This is a genomic window from Stenotrophomonas koreensis, assembly GCF_001431525.1.
Taxonomy (GTDB): Bacteria; Pseudomonadota; Gammaproteobacteria; order Xanthomonadales; family Xanthomonadaceae; genus Stenotrophomonas; species Stenotrophomonas koreensis.
In genome coordinates, this window is record NZ_LDJH01000006.1 from 371,732 (window position 1) to 387,751 (window position 16,020).

The window sequence follows — 16,020 nt, forward strand, 5'->3', positions numbered from 1 at the left end:
GAGAAGGTATGAGCAGTTGGCGTTGGCAGGATGCGCTGGCCTATGTTCCACGGGTTGCCGTCATTGGCCATGATCTGGCCATGGTCTGGCTGGCATGGCAGCTGCTGCACTTTGTCCGCTACACGATCTGGGTGGATTCCCCCCCGTTGCCGTTGTTCAGCTGGACCACTGCGATCGTTCTGGTCGTGCAGGGGCTGGTGTTCTGGAAGGTCGGGCTCTACAAGGGGCTGTGGCGCTTTGCCAGCGTGACGGATATCGGCAATATCTTCCGGGCCAGTTTTCTTGGCGTTGCGGCCATTGTGCTGGTCCTGGCCTTCAGGCGTCTGGAGGGCGTGCCGCTGTCGGTGCTGGCCCTGTATCCGATCGTGCTGGCAGCGTTCCTGGGGATGCCGCGACTGGTCTACCGGGCCTGGAGTGACTATCGTGCCAGCCGCAGCGATGGCGCAATGCGGCGCGTGCTGATACTTGGTGCAGGCAGTACGGCATCGACGCTCATCCGTGACCTGCGCCGCTCCGGCGAATATGACCCGATTGGCCTGCTCGATGATGCGCCCCATCTGAAGGGGGCAAAGTTACACGGTCTTTCGGTTCTGGGTACCCTGGATGATGTTCCGGAAGTGGCACGCGAGACCGCCGCCAGACTGCTGGTCATCGCCATTCCCGGGCTGGACTCGGCCGGTTTGCAGCGTGTGATGGGGCTCTGCGAGGCAGCAGGCCTGCCTTACCGGATCGCACCGACCGTCGATGATCTGCTGGCCGGACGTGAGGCAGCGCTGAAGGAGGTCTCGATCGAGGACCTGCTCGGTCGCCAGCCGGTACAACCGGATTGGGCGTTGATCCGGCATTGGCTGGGTACCCGTTCGATTCTGGTCACCGGGGCCGGTGGCTCAATCGGCTCCGAGCTCTGCCGCCAATGCGCTCGTCACGGCGCGACACGCCTGGTGCTGGTGGAAATCAGCGAGCTGTTGCTGTCGACCATCGAGAGTGAGCTGCGGGCCAGCTTTCCATCGGTGGAGCTGATCTGCGTACTGGGTGATTGTGGTGATCCTGCGGTCATCAAGCATGCGCTGGCACGCGCACAGGTCGATGCGGTGTTCCACGCGGCGGCTTACAAGCATGTGCCGGTGCTGGAGGCGCAGCTGCGTGAAGCGGTGCGCAACAATGTTCTGGCCAGCCATACCGTTGCCGAGGCCGCCGTGCTGGCCGGAGTGGGGCAGTTTGTATTGATTTCGACCGACAAGGCGGTAAATCCCATCAATGCCCTGGGCGCGAGCAAGCGCGGTGCGGAAATGGTCTGCCAGGCATTGGACCGCAAGCAGGCGCGCACGCGTTTTGTCACGGTGCGCTTTGGCAATGTGCTGGGTTCTGCGGGCAGCGTGGTGCCGCTGTTCCGCAAGCAGATCGCCGCCGGTGGCCCGGTAACGGTCACCGACCCACGGGTTACGCGCTACTTCATGACCATCCCGGAAGCCTGTCTGCTGATTCTGCAGGCAGTTTCTTCGTCAACCAAGGGTGCGGTGTATACCCTGGACATGGGCCAGCCGGTACCGATTGTAAAACTGGCCGAGCAGATGATCCGGCTGGCTGGGCGGGTTCCCGGTCGCGATATCCAGATCGTTTTTTCCGGCCTGCGGCCCGGCGAGAAGCTGCATGAAACCCTGTACTACGCTGACGAGCACAACACGCCGACCGCGCACCCCAAGGTGCTGGAGACCAATGTGCGTTCGTTTGCCCATGAGCCGGTGATGCAGATCCTTGCCCAGATGCGTGAGGCATCCCGGAACTATGACCTGCTTGTGCTGGCCGCGTTGCTGGAACAGCTGGTGCCGGAATATAGCTGCCACCTGCTGGATGCCACTAGCGCAACCCAGCGCAAGGTGGTGCCTTTCGCCGCCCGGGAATCCCAGCGCAAGCAGTGAACTCCGGCCTGCTGCCGCGTGCCAGATAACCAGAAGCCAGTCGAGCCTGCCATCTCCGATGTTGTACGCGTCATGACGCGATGACGCGCCCGGCCAGGGCGCAGCCAGTGCGTTTGGCCTGGTTGCGCGCGCCCGCGTGTAGCTGCACACAGACTGCCGGCGCGCATGATGAATGGCTGTTTGGCTGCGCCGGGCCGGTGTTCGGGGCTGTCTGTGGTGTTGGCTGTTTTGTCAGGGCTGGGCCGTCAACAGTCGGCCGAAGACTGACGCTGCATTTTAGCGGCTGTGCCGCCGGCTGCTGGAGTGCGTCCTGCAGACGGTAATGCGTCGTTGCCCCTCGCAGCGGCTGGCGAACAGCAAAAAGGAGGCCTTGCGGCCTCCTTTCTGTTGCCCGGAGCGGGGGGCGATCGTGAGCGGCTGGCTTACAGTGCTTCGAAGATGCCTGCCGCGCCCATGCCAGTGCCGATGCACATGGTCACCATGCCGTACTTGAGCTGGCGGCGGCGCAGGCCGTGGACCAGGGTGGCGGTGCGGATCGCGCCGGTGGCGCCGAGCGGGTGGCCCAGGGCGATGGCGCCGCCCAGCGGGTTGATCCGGGACGGATCCAGGCCGCAATCACGGATCACCGCCAGCGACTGCGCGGCAAAGGCTTCGTTGAGCTCGATCCAGTCCAGCTGGTCCTGGCTCAGGCCGGCCTGCTTGAGCGCCTTCGGGATCGCGGCAATCGGGCCGATGCCCATCACTTCCGGACGCACGCCGGCCACGGAGAAGCTGACAAAGCGGGCCAGCGGGGTCAGCCCGTAATCCTTGATCGCCTGTTCGGAGGCCAGCAGAACGGCGCCGGCGCCATCGCTCATCTGCGAGGAATTGCCGGCGGTGACCGAGCCGCCGAAGGCGCCGTTGCGGAACACCGGCTTGAGCTTGGCCAGGCCTTCCAGCGAGGACTCGGCGCGCGGGCCCTCGTCGGTGTCGGCAATGCGGTTGCGGGTGATGATCTGGCTGCTGCTCAGGTCCGGCAGGTGGCTGACGATCTCGTACGGGCTGATCTCGTCACGGAATTCGCCGTTGGCAATGGCTGCCAGCGCCTTCTGGTGCGAGGCCAGGGCGAAGGCGTCCTGGTCTTCGCGGCTGATCTTCCATTCCTCGGCCACCTTCTCGGCGGTGATGCCCATGCCGTAGGCAATCGCCACGTGGTCGTTGTCGAACACGCTCGGAGCCATGGCGATCTTGTTGCCCATCATCGGCACCATCGACATCGACTCGGTGCCACCGGCCAGCATCAGGTCGGCGTTGCCCAGGCGGATCTGGTCGGCGGCCATCGCCACCGCTTGCAGGCCGGAGGAGCAGAAGCGGTTCACCGTCTGCGCGGCGACCGTGTTCGGCAGGCCGGCCAGCAGCACGCCGATGCGGGCCACGTTCATGCCCTGCTCGGCTTCGGGCATGGCGCAGCCGATGATCGCATCGTCGATGCGGTTGACGTCGATGCCCGGGGCCTGGGCGACGACACTGCGCAGCACGTGGGCGAGCATGTCATCGGGGCGGGTATTGCGGAACATGCCTTTCGGGGCCTTGCCGACCGGGGTGCGGGTGGCGGCGACGATGTAGGCGTCCTGGATTTGCTTGGTCATGTGTTCGATCTCTTCAAAAGGGTGCGGACAAGGGGCGGGGAGGGCGGCCACGGGTGTGGCCGCCAGCTCTTGCCGCACTCAGTTGCGCAGCGGTTTGCCGGTGCTGAGCATGTGGGCGATACGGGCCTGGGTCTTTTCCTGCTGTGCCAGCTCGACGAAATGCTTGCGCTCCAGGTCCAGCAGCCACTGCTCGTCGACCACGGCGTTGCGGTCGACCTTGCCGCCGCAGACCACGGTGGCGATGCGCTCGGCAATTTCGTAGTCATAAGGGCTGACGAAGTAACCTTCGCGCATGTTGACCAGCATCATCTTGAAGGTGGCGATACCGACATCGCCGGCCACGCGGATGGCGCGCGCCGGCAGCGGCGGGCGGTAACCGGCTTCGGCCAGGGCCAGCGCTTCGGCCTTGGCAATGTGCAGCAGCTCGAAGGCGTTGAACACGACCTTGTCACCGTTGCGCATCAGGCCCAGTTCCTGGGCATTGACCGCCGAATTGGACACCTTGGCCATGGCCACGGTCTCGAAGGTCTTCTTCAGTTCGGCAAAGATGTCGCCATTGCTGCCAGCGGCCTGGCTGGCGCGCACGGCAATTTCCTTCAGGCCGCCACCGGCCGGCAGCAGGCCGACGCCGGCTTCAACCAGGCCAATGTAGCTTTCCAGTGCCGCCACGGTACGGGCCGAATGCATCTGGAACTCGCAGCCGCCACCCAGGGCCAGGCCGCGCACCGCTGCCACCACCGGCACCAGGGCGTACTTGATGCGCTGGCTGGTGCGCTGGAAGTTGGCCACCATTTCCTCGAACTGGGCGACCTTGCCTTCTTTGAGCAGGCCCAGCGCACCGGCCAGATCGGCGCCGGCCGAGAACGGCTCGCCGTTCTGCCAGATCACCACGGCCTTGAACTGCTTTTCGGCCAGGCCGATCGCTTCCTGGATACCGTTCAGGACGTGGTCCGAGACGGTATTCATCTTGGTCTTGAAGCTGATCACGCCGATGCCGTCGCCATCGGTCCACAGGCGCACGCCGTCGTTTTCCCAGACGGTCTGGCCCGGGTCGAACTGTTCACCCAGTACCGGGTCCGGATAACGCTGGCGGCGGTAAACGGCCAGGTCAGAGCGCGGCTTGACCGCGTTGTCGGTCGGGCTGTAGCTGCCTTCGGCCGTATGCACGCCAGCGCGGCCGTCCAGCACCCAGGCCGGCAACGGGGCGTTGACCATGGACTTGCCGGCGGCGATGTCCTCGGCAATCCACTGCGCCACCTGCTGCCAGCCGGCAGCCTGCCAGGTCTCGAACGGGCCCAGCTTCCAGCCGTAGCCCCAGCGGATGGCCAGGTCGACGTCGCGCGCGGTGTCGGCGATGTCGGCCAGGTGGTAGGCGCTGTAATGGAACAGGTCGCGGAACAGCGCCCACAGGAACTGGGCCTGCGGATGCGAGCTGGCGCGCAGCTTGGCGAACTTCTCGGCCGGGTTGCGGGTCTTCAGGATTTCGACCACTTCCGGCGCGGCGCCGCGGTCAGACAGGCGGTAATCCTGTTTGTCCACATCCAGCACCATGATGTCCTTGCCGACCTTGCGGAAGATGCCGGCGCGGGTCTTCTGGCCCAGCGCGCCCTTGGCGATCAGGCCGTCCAGCCAGGCCGGGGATTTGAAGAAGGCGTGCCACGGATCATTGGGCAGGGTGTCGCCCATGGTCTTGATCACGTGGGCCATGGTGTCCAGCCCGACTACGTCCGAGGTGCGGTAGGTGGCCGACTTGGCACGGCCGATCAGCGGGCCGGTCAGGCCGTCCACTTCGTCAAAGCCCAGGCCGAACTGCTGGGTGTGGAAGATGGTGGACAAAATCGAGAACACGCCGATGCGGTTGCCGATGAAGTTCGGGGTGTCCTTGGCATACACCACGCCCTTGCCCAGGTGGGTGACCAGGAAGGTTTCCAGGCCTTCCAGCACCGCCTTGTCGGTGGTGGTGGCCGGGATCAGCTCGGCCAGGTGCATGTAGCGTGGCGGGTTGAAGAAGTGCACGCCGCAGAAGCGGTGGCGCAGCTGCTCGGGCAGCACGTCGGCCAGCTTGTTGATGCCCAGGCCGGAAGTGTTGGAGGCCAGCACCGCGGTGTCGTTCACGAACGGGGCGATTTTCTTGTACAGGTCCTGCTTCCAGTCCATGCGTTCGGCAATGGCCTCGATGATCAGGTCGCAGTCGCGAAGCTGGTCCAGACCGGTCTCATAGTTGGCCGGGGTGATCGCACCGGCCAGCGACTTGGCCGCAAGCGGGGCCGGGCTCAGCTTGGCCAGGTTGGCGATCGCCTTGAGCACGATGCCATCGGCCGGGCCTTCCTTGGCTGGCAAGTCGAACAGCACGGTATCCACGCCGGCGTTGGTGAGGTGGGCCGCGATCTGGGCGCCCATGACACCGGCGCCAAGCACGGCGGCGCGGCGGACAAGCAAAGAGTTGGACATGGCGTTGAACCTTCTGGTTGGTCTGCAACTACGGGTGGAAGGGAATCAGGGGGTGGCCGCGGCGCGGAAACCGGCCTCGGCAAATTGAATCAGTTCGTGTGCGGCGCGGGCGCGATGATCGGTTTCACTGATCCCGGCCGGGCGTTTGATCAGGCCGAAATCGGCCATTGCATAGGTCAGCGCGCCGGCCAGCAGGTCCAGGCGCCAGTACAGCTGCTCCTTGGAAAGCTGCGGCAGGCAGGCGGCGATGGCTCGGGCGAACTCGCGCAGTACGTGGCCGTAATGGTCAGACAGGAACTTGCGCAGGTTGTCGTTCTTCTCGGCGTAGGCGCGCGCAATCACCCGCACGAAGGCGCCGCCGTTGTGCTGCTGCCCGGCAATGGCCAGGGCCGGTTCGACAAACGCAGCCAGTACCGCGCGCAGCTGGCCGGGGTATTCGGCATTGGCGCGGGCCAGTTGGGCCAGGCGCGCTGCACTCATTTCATCCATGCGCCGGCGGAAAACCTCGTTGACCAGATTTTCCTTGGAGCCGAAGTGGTAATTGACCGCGGCAATGTTGACATCGGCCACGCTGGTGACCTGGCGCAGCGAGGTGCCGGCAAAGCCATGGACGGCGAACAGCTCCTCGGCAGCACTGAGGATGCGGTCCTTGGTGGAGAACTGGGCTGGCTTGGGCATGGCAGGCATCAATCAAACGATTGTTTGATCCTACGGGCAGGCGTGGGCGCCCGTCATGTTGCGGCGCAGCAGCATTCAGCGCCGGCTGTGCAAATCCGGGAGCTGGACGTTAGAATTGCCGACTGACTTTCTTTCCCAATCCGCGTGTTCATGCGGTTTGTACCTGTTTCCGGGTCGTCCGACCCAACCACCGAGGATATCCCCATGGCGCTCGAGCGCACCCTGTCCATCATCAAGCCCGATGCCGTTGCCAAGAACGTGATCGGCGAAATCTATGCCCGCTTTGAGAAGGCTGGCCTGAAGATCGTTGCCGCCAAGTACAAGCAGCTCTCGCGCGCCGAAGCCGAAGGCTTCTACGCCGTGCACCGTGAGCGTCCGTTCTTCAACGCCCTGGTCGAGTTCATGATCTCCGGCCCGGTGATGATCCAGGCGCTGGAAGGCGAGAACGCCGTGCTGGCCCACCGCGAGCTGCTGGGCGCGACCAACCCGAAGGAAGCGGCCCCGGGCACCATCCGCGCCGACTTCGCCGAGTCGATCGACGCCAATGCCGCCCACGGTTCGGATTCGGTCGAGAACGCCGCGATTGAAATCGCCTACTTCTTTGCCGGCACCGAAGTCGTTTCGCGCTAAGCGATACAGGGAGTGGTTGACGTGAACGAGGTTGTGATTCCGTCGGTGCTGGTGCCGGCTACCGCCGCTGCCGAACCGGTGGTGAAGAAGCAGAACCTGCTCGACCTCGATCGCGCGGGCCTGGAGAAGTTCTTCGACGAGGTTCTCGGCGAAAAACAGCGCTTCCGTGCCCATCAGGTGATGAAGTGGATCCATCATCGCTACGTCACCGATTTTGACCAGATGACCGACCTCGGCAAGCCGCTGCGCGCCAAGTTGCACGCGCATGCCGAGGTCGTCGTCCCGAACATCGTGTTCGACAAGCCCTCTGCCGACGGCACCCACAAGTGGCTGCTGAGCATGGGCAGCGATGGCAAGAACGCCATCGAAACCGTCTACATCCCGGACAAGACCCGCGGCACGCTGTGCGTGTCCTCGCAGGTTGGTTGTGGCCTGAACTGCACGTTCTGTTCCACCGCCACCCAGGGCTTCAACCGTAACCTCTCCACTGCCGAGATCATCGGCCAGGTGTGGGTCGCGGCGCGTCACCTCGGCAACGTGCCGCACCAGATGCGCCGTCTCACCAACGTGGTGATGATGGGCATGGGCGAGCCGCTGATGAATTTCGACAACGTCGTGCGCGCGATGAGCATCATGCGCGACGACCTCGGCTACGGCCTGGCCAACAAGCGGGTGACCCTGTCCACCTCGGGCCTGGTGCCGCAGATCGACCGTCTTTCGGTGGAGAGCGATGTCTCGCTGGCCGTTTCGCTGCATGCACCCAATGACGAGCTGCGCGAAACCCTGGTGCCGCTGAACAAGAAATACCCGATCGTCGAATTGATGGCCTCGTGCGCGCGCTACCTGCGTGCCAACAAGAAGCGCGATTCGGTGACCTTCGAATACACCCTGATGAAGGGGGTCAACGACCTGCCCGAACATGCCCGCCAGCTGGCACGGCTGATGCGCCAGTTCGACAACCAGGTCCAGGCCAAGGACTCGGGCAAGGTCAACATCATCCCGTTCAACCCCTTCCCGGGCACCCGTTACGAGCGTCCGAGCGAAGAGTCGATCCGGGCGTTCCAGAAGATCCTGCTCGATTCGGGTGTGCTGACCATGGTCCGCCGTACCCGTGGCGATGACATCGATGCAGCCTGTGGCCAGCTCAAGGGCCAGGTCATGGACCGCACCCGCCGCAATGCCGAGTTCAAGCGCTCGCTGCAGGCTGATGATGGTGCCGTCGCTGGCGCTTGAGCCACGCCTTTACTGGCTGCCAGCAGCGCTGCTGCTGACGGTTCTGCTGCTGTCCTTCCCGTTCCATTCGGTGGCCGCCGGCAGCGAGCCGGGTCCGCGCGTGCAGCCGCTGAGCGAGCGTCAGCTCAAGCGCCAGCAGGATCGCCAGCGCGAACGCGACCGGCTGTTGGTCCAGGCCGGCCAGGCCTTTGCTGCCGGCCAGCTGGAGCAGGCCGAGCGGCTTGCCAGGCGGCTAACGGCGCAGGATCGTACCGACCCGGATGGGTTGACCCTGCTGGCGGTGATTCATGCCGCGCAGGGGCAGCAGGAGTCGGCAGGCCGGATGTACCAACAGGCGCTGTCGCTGTCGCCGCGTCGTGGTGACCTGCTCAATAACTACGGGGCCTGGTTGTGCGGCCACGGGGAGTCGGCCGAGGCGCTGGTGCTGTTTGACCGTGCGTTGCTCGATCCGCAGGCGCCGTTGCCTGATCTGACGGCCAATATCGGCATCTGTGCCCAGAAGAGCGGGCAGTGGCAACGTGCCGAGCAGGCATTGCGCCAGGCCCTGGGCTATGACCCGGATCATCCGGCGGTATTGCTGGCAATGGCGCATCTGCAGCTGGAGCGCGGTGATGCGATGGCCGCGCGCGCCTTCTACCAACGTCGTCTGGCAGCTGCGCCGGCCGATGTTTCCGTGTTAAAACTCGCGATTCAGGTTGAAGAACAGCTGGGCGACAAGGCTGCTGCCGAGCACCATAAACTGCGACTGGAACAGGCACGGCGTGCCGACCAGGGCGCTGACGCAAAGGTTGATCAACGGTGACCACTGAGGCTGTTGTCGAGGGGAATGTGGATGCGGTAACGGCTGGGGAGCTGTTGCTGCAGGCGCGCCAGGGTAAAGGTTTGAGCCAGGCCCAGGTGGCTGAGCAGCTGCATGTCCCGATGCGCGTCATCGCGGCGCTGGAAGGCGGGCAGTGGGAGCGTCTGGGCGCGCCGGTGTTCATCCGTGGCCAGCTGCGCAGCTATGCCCGGCTGCTGCAACTGGATGCGGCGCCGCTGCTGGCGAGCGTGCCGGTTGCGCCGATGGATCCTGTGGTCATGGTCAGCGAGGGCCGGTCCCTGCCGCTGCGTCGCCCTGGCCAGGGTCTTGGCCGCAAGCTGCTGTACGGCGTTGCCGTACTGGCACTGGCTACGCCGGCCGTGTTGCTGCTGCGGTCGTACCTGCAGCCTGCGCCTGCCGTGGCATCGCTGGATGCGCTGCCGGCAACGGAAGTTGCCGGCCCGGCGGCCGAGCTGGCCCTGCCGGTGCGCGTCGAGGCTGCCGGCGCCCGGCAGTCGTTGCCACTTGTGGCCGATGCTGCGGCAACCGGCTTGCCATCAACACCGGCCCCGCCTGCTGCTGCGGCTGCAACCCCGACCGGCGAGGGGGGGCAGCTGCTGCTTGAATTCGCTGGCGACAGCTGGATTGAAATCGGCGGCCCGCAAGGGCAGGTGGTGGAGAAATCGCTGATCCCGGCCGGTCAACAGCGCCGTTATCGCGCCGAGGATGTGGCGCGGGTGCTGCTGGGCAATTCGACCCAGGTGCAGGCCAGCATTGATGGCCGTGCGATTGATCTGACCGCGATGGGTCGATCCAACGTGGCCCGCTTTACGGTATCCTCTGACGGTTCGGTGTCCCCGGTTGTCAACTGAGGGGCGCTGCTGTTTCCACATAGGCCCGGCCCTGGCGGCGGGTGAGAGTACGCATGGCGATCGACGATCTTCTTGACGAGCACGAACAAGGGCAGCGGGTCCAGGACTGGCTGCGCCGTAATGGCCTGAGCATTGTGGGTGGCGTGGTGCTGGGCATCGCCGCGATCTGGGGCTGGAACAACTGGCAGGCCTCGCGGCTGCAGAGTTCGGCCGCCGACAATGCGCGCTATCAGGCAGTCGTGGCGCAGCTGGCCTCCAGTGATCTGGAAGAGGCTGCACGTCAGGTCAAGGCGTTGGAAACCGAAAGCAGCGGCATCTATGTCGATCTGGCTGCCCTGGCGCTGGTCAAGGCCCAGGTCGAAGCCGGCAAGGTCGAAGAAGCCATTGCCGTGCTGCGTGGGCTCAAGGCCGAAGGTGAGTTCCAGGCGCTGGTCAATCAGCGCATTGCCCGTCTGCAGATCGAGGCCGGCAAGCCGGCCGAGGCACTGGCCACGCTGGGTAATGCCCAGGACCCCACCAGCCTGGAAATCATTGCCGATGCCCATGTCGCTGCCGGTGATGGTGAGAAGGCGCGTGACTTCTACACCAAGGCCCTGCTGGCCCTGAAGGCCGATGCGCCGCAACGTGGTCTGCTGGAAATCAAATTGAGCGATGTCGGCGGTGAAGTGCCGGCAACCGAAGACGCCACCGCGCAATGAGGCAGGTGCACATGTACAAGCGAATCGCCATGTTGGCCCTGGTGGGTGTGAGCCTGACCGGCTGTGCCAGCATGAAGGACTGGTTTACCTCGGACAAGGCCAAGGCCAAGAAGGCCAGCGAGCCGGCCGAGCTGGTCAAGTTCGATGCCAGCATTGAGCTGCGTCGGCTGTGGTCGGCCTCTGTCGGCAAGGGCGAGGGCCGTATCGGCATCGCCCAGGCACCGGTGGTGGCCGATGGCGTGGTGTATGCCGCCGCGCTGGAAGGTGGCGTGCATGCGCTGGACCTGAATACCGGCAAGAGCCTGTGGCACTGGCGCCCGGAGAAGGTGAAGGACAAGCCGGCGCTGCGCCTGTCCGGTGGTCCGGGCGTGGGTGGTGGTCTGGTCGTGATCGGCAGTCTTGATGGCGATGTGATCGCCCTGGATGCTGCCGGCGGCAATGAACAGTGGCGCGCCAAGGTGCGCTCGGAAGTGATTGCCGCACCGACCATTGCCAATGGCCTGGTGCTGGTGCGCGGCAATGATGGCCGGGTCACTGCGTTCGAGGCAAGCAATGGCAGCCAGCGCTGGTTCAATACCCAGGAATTGCCGGCCCTGACCGTGCGCGGCAATGCGCCGGTGCTGGCGGGGCCGGGCGTGGCTTTCGTTGGCAATGACGATGGCACCTTGAGTGCGCTGGCGATGAACGATGGCTCCCCGGTCTGGGAGCAGATGGTCGGTCCGGTCGAAGGTCGTACCGACCTGGAGCGGATGGCCGATGTCGATGCTGCCCCGGTGATCGATGGCAGCACCGTGTATGTATCCAGCTACAAGGATCAGACCCTGGCCATCGATGGCCCCAGCGGTCGTCCGTTGTGGGCGCGCGATCACGGCGGTGCCGGTCAGCTGGCAGTGACCTCCGGCGCGGTATTGTTGGCCGACGGCAAGGGCGTGGTCTGGGCGCTGGACAAGTACAGCGGTGCAGCGCTGTGGTCGCAGCCGGCCCTGGCGCGGCGCGAACTGACCGGTACGGCGGTATTTGCAGACTATGCGGTGGTCGGTGATCTGGAAGGGTATGTGCACCTGCTGCGCCTGTCTGATGGTGAGTTCGCCGGCCGTATCAAACACAGTGGTGAGCGCCTGCTGGCGGCACCACGCGTAGCCAATGGAGTCCTGCTGGTGCAGGACGTTGACGGAAAACTGGCCGCCTACGGGCTGCGCCAATAAAGGAGTTAAGGGATGTTGCCTCTGGTCGCCCTGGTCGGACGGCCGAATGTCGGCAAGTCCACACTGTTCAATGCGCTCACGCGCACCCGTGACGCCCTGGTTCATGACGAGCCGGGCGTTACCCGTGACCGCAATTACGGCACCTGTCGGCTTGATGCCGACAATCCGTTTTTGATCGTGGATACCGGCGGTATCGCCGGCGAAGAAGAAGGATTGGCCGGTGCAACTGCCCGCCAGTCCCGTGCTGCGGCTGCCGAAGCCGACCTGATCTTGTTTGTTGTCGATGGCCGTGAAGGCCCATCGGCGCTGGATGATGAAATCCTCGCGTGGCTGCGCAAGCTGGCGCGCCCGACCATGTTGCTGATCAACAAGGCCGATGGCGTCGAAGCGACGGGCATGCGTGCCGATTTTGCCCGTTACGGTTTTGCTGAAATGCTGGCGGTATCGGCCGCCCACCGGCAGGGCCTGGATGACCTGGTCGAAGAGGTGCTGGCGCGCCTGCCCGAAGAAGGCACCACCGAGACCCTGGATGACGACCCGGAGCGTATCCGGATTGCCTTCGTCGGCCGTCCGAACGTGGGCAAGTCGACCCTGGTCAACCGTCTGCTCGGCGAGGAGCGGATGATCGCCTCCGATGTGCCGGGTACCACCCGCGACTCGATCGCGGTGGATCTGGAGCGTGACGAGCGCAAGTACCGGCTGATCGATACCGCCGGCCTGCGCCGTCGTTCGCGCGTGGACGAGGCGGTGGAAAAGTTCTCCGTGTTCAAGACCATGCAGTCGATCGAGCAGACCCAGGTCGCGGTGTTGATGCTGGATGCCTCCGAAGGTGTCACCGATCAGGACGCCACCGTGCTCGGTGCCGTGCTCGATGCCGGCAAGGCGCTGGTGATTGCACTGAACAAGTGGGATGGACGCAGCGATTACGAGCGTGAGCAGGCTGAAACCCTGCTGTCGCTGAAGTTCCCGTTCGTGCCGTGGGCCGAGGTGGTGCGTATTTCGGCCACCCACGGTTCGGGCATGCGCGAGCTGTTCGCCGCGGTGCACCGGGCACATGCCTCGGCCACCAAGGAGTTTTCCACTGCCGAGGTCAACAAGGCGCTGGAAGTGGCGGTGGAAAGCAACCCGCCGCCAGCGGTGCGCGGGCATGTGTCCAAGCTGCGCTATGTGCACCCGGGCGGTTCCAACCCGCCGACCTTCATTGTGCACGGCACGCGCCTGAAGGAGCTGCCCGATTCGTACAAGCGCTACCTGGAGAACTTCTTCCGCAAGCGTTTCAAGCTGATCGGTACCCCGGTCAACTTCCTGTTCCGCGAGGGTGTCAACCCTTACGAGGGAAAGAAGAACCCGTTGACCGACCGCCAGATTGCGCGCAAGCGCCGCCTGCTCAAGCACGTCAAGGGCAAGTAAGCCGCGCCTGTCCGGGCGTCTGGCACGGGATCGACAACGGCGCGGGCAATCGCGCCGTTGTTGTTGCTGGCGGCATAATGTGGCCATGGACAGTATTGAAATTTCGCCGCAACAGGCCCTGGCACGGCAGCAGGCCGGTGCCCGCCTGATCGACCTGCGCGACCTGGATGAGCGTGTCACTGGCATGGCCGCTGGCGCCCACGCCATTGCCTTGGCCCAGGTGCTGGATGCGCCGCTGCAGGTGCTGCCGCAGCGTGATGAGGCCCTGTTGTTGATCTGCGCGCGCGGCCAGCGTTCGCTGCGTGCGGTACAGGCGCTGCGTGAGGCCGGGTATGCCCAGGTGCATTCGGTGGCCGGTGGTACCCAGGCATGGCAGGCGGCCGGGCTGCCAGTAGAGCAGCCGGAACTGGAGCCGGCGCAGGTGGATTTTCTGCAGCGTTACACCCGTCACTTCCGGCTGCCGCAGGTCGGAATGCAGGGCCAGCGTGCGCTGCAGCAGGCGCGGGTATTGGTTGTCGGCGCCGGTGGCCTGGGGTCGCCGGCTGCGTTCTACCTGGCAGCGGCCGGCATCGGCCATCTGCGCCTGGTTGATGATGACCGGGTCGAGCGCAGCAACCTGCAGCGGCAGATCCTGCATACCGACCACAGCGTTGGCCAGCACAAGGTGGCCTCGGCGCAACAGCGCCTGTTGGCGCTGAATCCGCATGTCCAGGTCCAGGCCATTGCGCAGCGGGTCAGCTCGCACAACATCGATGAGCTGATGACCGATGTTGATGTGGTGCTGGATGGCTCGGACAACTTTCCGCTGCGTTACCTGCTTAACGATGCCTGCATCAAGCACGCCAAACCGCTGGTGTATGCCGCCATCGAACGCTTCTCCGGCCAGGTGGCCGTGTTTGATGCCGGTCGCCAACGCGGAGTCGCACCGTGTTACCGCTGCCTGTTTCCGCAGCCTCCCGCGGCCGAGGATGCGCCCAACTGCGCCGATGCCGGCGTGCTCGGGGTGCTGCCCGGCCTGGCCGGGGTAATGCAGGCCACCGAGGTGATCAAGCTGCTGCTGGGCATCGGTGAGCCATTGGTTGGCCGGCTGTTGCGCTTTGATTCGCTGCAGATGCAGTTCCGTTCGCTGCGGCTGACCCCGGATCCGGACTGCGCGCTGTGTGCACCGCAGCGCCCGTTCCCGGGCTATATCGACTATGCCGCGTTCTGCTCGGGTCACTGACGGCGCTTGTCGGCCGCCGGTGTCGTCGGCTTGCCCACGCCGGGACAGGGCTGGCCCGGCGTCGTGCCGGCAGCACGAGGGTCGAGATCCCGGTAAACCGGGCTGCTGACCTGCGCCGCTGGCCGTCGCCGTGCAGGTGCGGTGCCGGTCGATTGGATGCGCGGGCCGTGCTGGCCGCTGCTGTGGACGATGGCAGCCAGCAGGGTGGGGGTGGGGGTCGCTGCCGCCGGCACGCACCGCCAGACAGGTTTGCTGGTCTGCCCGGGTGATGGTGTGGCGCGGAAGTCTGACGATTTGGGCCGAATCGGAGACAATAGCCTTCCGTTTCGCGCCTTGGTCCACACCCCATGACCGTCAATCCCCCCACTGTTGCCCGCATCCTGGATGGCAAGCGTATTGCCGAGCAATTGCTTGATGAACTCAAAACCCGGGTCGATGCCCGGCTGGCGCAGGGTCTGCCGCGGCCCGGGCTGGCGGTGATCCTGGTCGGTGGGGATCCGGCCTCGTCGGTGTACGTGCGCAACAAGCGCCGTGCCGCCGAGAAGGTCGGGATCGCTGCCCATGACTACGACCTGCCCGAAGGCACCAGCGAGGCCGAGCTGGCCGCATTGATCGACCGGCTCAATGCCGATCCGGCCATCCACGGCATCCTGATCCAGCTGCCGCTGCCGGGTATCCCGGATGCGAACCGGTTGATCCAGCGTATCGACCCGCGCAAGGACGTGGACGGCTTCCACCCGCAGAACGTCGGCCACCTGGCGCTGCGCGAGTTCGGCCTGCGCCCGTGCACCCCGCGCGGCATCGTCACCCTGCTCGGGCATACCGACCAGCCGGTACGCGGGCGCTGCGCCACCATCGTCGGGGTCAGCAACCACGTCGGCCGGCCGATGGGGCTGGAACTGCTGATCGCCGGCTGCACGGTGACCAGCTGCCACAAGTTCACCCCGAAGGAGGTGCTGGAGCGGGCGGTGCGCAATGCCGACATCCTGGTGGTTGCCGTCGGCATTCCTTCGCTGATCCCGGGCGAGTGGGTCAAGCCGGGGGCGGTGGTGATTGATGTGGGCATCAACCGGCTGGAGGATGGCCGCCTGGTCGGCGATGTCGGTTTCGACGCGGCGGCCGCGCGCGCCAGCTGGATCACTCCGGTACCCGGTGGGGTCGGCCCGATGACGGTGGCCACGCTGATGCAGAACACCCTGGAGGCGGCCGAAGCGGCAGGCTGAGTGTGCAGGGAACTGCAGCCGGGTGACCGGCTCGGCTGCAGTCAGCCGGGGG

13 protein-coding genes are annotated in these 16,020 nt (G+C 65.2%); 10 read left to right on the forward strand and 3 right to left on the reverse strand.

Features of this window, described 5'->3' with window-relative positions; translation table 11 throughout:
- Positions 1-8 precede the first annotated feature (8 nt).
- Positions 9-1,919 (forward strand): polysaccharide biosynthesis protein, encoded by a 1,911-nt coding sequence (locus tag ABB25_RS04295; RefSeq protein WP_057664170.1) that lies wholly within the window; start codon positions 9-11, stop codon positions 1,917-1,919.
- Between the two features lie 422 nt (positions 1,920-2,341).
- Here ABB25_RS04295 and ABB25_RS04300 read toward each other — a convergent pair whose 3' ends face one another.
- From ABB25_RS04300 to ABB25_RS04310, 3 genes are all read right to left on the reverse strand, one after another.
- A complete protein-coding gene (locus tag ABB25_RS04300) occupies positions 2,342-3,547 on the reverse strand; it encodes an acetyl-CoA C-acyltransferase (RefSeq protein ID WP_057664172.1) in 1,206 nt (401 codons plus the stop codon).
- A 78-nt stretch (positions 3,548-3,625) separates the two neighbouring features.
- On the reverse strand, positions 3,626-5,998 hold the full coding sequence (locus ABB25_RS04305; RefSeq protein WP_057664177.1) for a 3-hydroxyacyl-CoA dehydrogenase/enoyl-CoA hydratase family protein: 2,373 nt from the start codon (positions 5,996-5,998) through the stop codon (positions 3,626-3,628).
- A gap of 45 nt (positions 5,999-6,043) precedes the next feature.
- Complete coding sequence (locus ABB25_RS04310) at positions 6,044-6,676, reverse strand: TetR/AcrR family transcriptional regulator (RefSeq protein ID WP_057664180.1); 633 nt, start codon at positions 6,674-6,676, stop codon at positions 6,044-6,046.
- Between the two features lie 204 nt (positions 6,677-6,880).
- Between ABB25_RS04310 and ndk the strand changes: the two genes are divergently transcribed.
- From ndk to folD, 9 genes are all read left to right on the forward strand, one after another.
- Positions 6,881-7,306 (forward strand): nucleoside-diphosphate kinase, encoded by a 426-nt coding sequence (ndk, locus tag ABB25_RS04315; protein WP_057664182.1) that lies wholly within the window; start codon positions 6,881-6,883, stop codon positions 7,304-7,306.
- Between the two features lie 33 nt (positions 7,307-7,339).
- On the forward strand, positions 7,340-8,539 hold the full coding sequence (gene rlmN / locus ABB25_RS04320; protein ID WP_425477306.1) for a dual-specificity RNA methyltransferase RlmN: 1,200 nt from the start codon (positions 7,340-7,342) through the stop codon (positions 8,537-8,539).
- Complete coding sequence (locus ABB25_RS04325; RefSeq protein WP_057664186.1) at positions 8,514-9,341, forward strand: tetratricopeptide repeat protein; 828 nt, start codon at positions 8,514-8,516, stop codon at positions 9,339-9,341. The genes rlmN and ABB25_RS04325 overlap by 26 nt, the downstream gene beginning before the upstream one ends.
- The gene (locus ABB25_RS04330; protein ID WP_083488090.1) at positions 9,338-10,210 is read left to right on the forward strand and encodes a helix-turn-helix domain-containing protein; all 873 of its coding nucleotides are present in this window, start codon (positions 9,338-9,340) and stop codon (positions 10,208-10,210) included. Before ABB25_RS04325 ends, ABB25_RS04330 begins: the two co-directional genes overlap by 4 nt.
- 53 nt (positions 10,211-10,263) lie before the next feature.
- Positions 10,264-10,908: a YfgM family protein gene (locus ABB25_RS04335; protein ID WP_057664193.1), complete on the forward strand. Its 645-nt coding sequence runs from the start codon at positions 10,264-10,266 to the stop codon at positions 10,906-10,908.
- Positions 10,905-12,113 (forward strand): outer membrane protein assembly factor BamB, encoded by a 1,209-nt coding sequence (bamB, locus tag ABB25_RS04340; RefSeq protein ID WP_057664197.1) that lies wholly within the window; start codon positions 10,905-10,907, stop codon positions 12,111-12,113. The genes ABB25_RS04335 and bamB overlap by 4 nt, the downstream gene beginning before the upstream one ends.
- Positions 12,114-12,125: 12 nt before the next feature.
- Entirely contained in the window at positions 12,126-13,523 is a 1,398-nt protein-coding gene (gene der, locus ABB25_RS04345) for a ribosome biogenesis GTPase Der (RefSeq protein ID WP_057664200.1), read from the forward strand.
- A gap of 85 nt (positions 13,524-13,608) precedes the next feature.
- Entirely contained in the window at positions 13,609-14,745 is a 1,137-nt protein-coding gene (moeB, locus tag ABB25_RS04350; RefSeq protein ID WP_057664204.1) for a molybdopterin-synthase adenylyltransferase MoeB, read from the forward strand.
- A gap of 347 nt (positions 14,746-15,092) precedes the next feature.
- On the forward strand, positions 15,093-15,968 hold the full coding sequence (gene folD, locus ABB25_RS04355) for a bifunctional methylenetetrahydrofolate dehydrogenase/methenyltetrahydrofolate cyclohydrolase FolD (protein ID WP_057664206.1): 876 nt from the start codon (positions 15,093-15,095) through the stop codon (positions 15,966-15,968).
- The last annotated feature ends 52 nt before the right edge of the window (positions 15,969-16,020 follow it).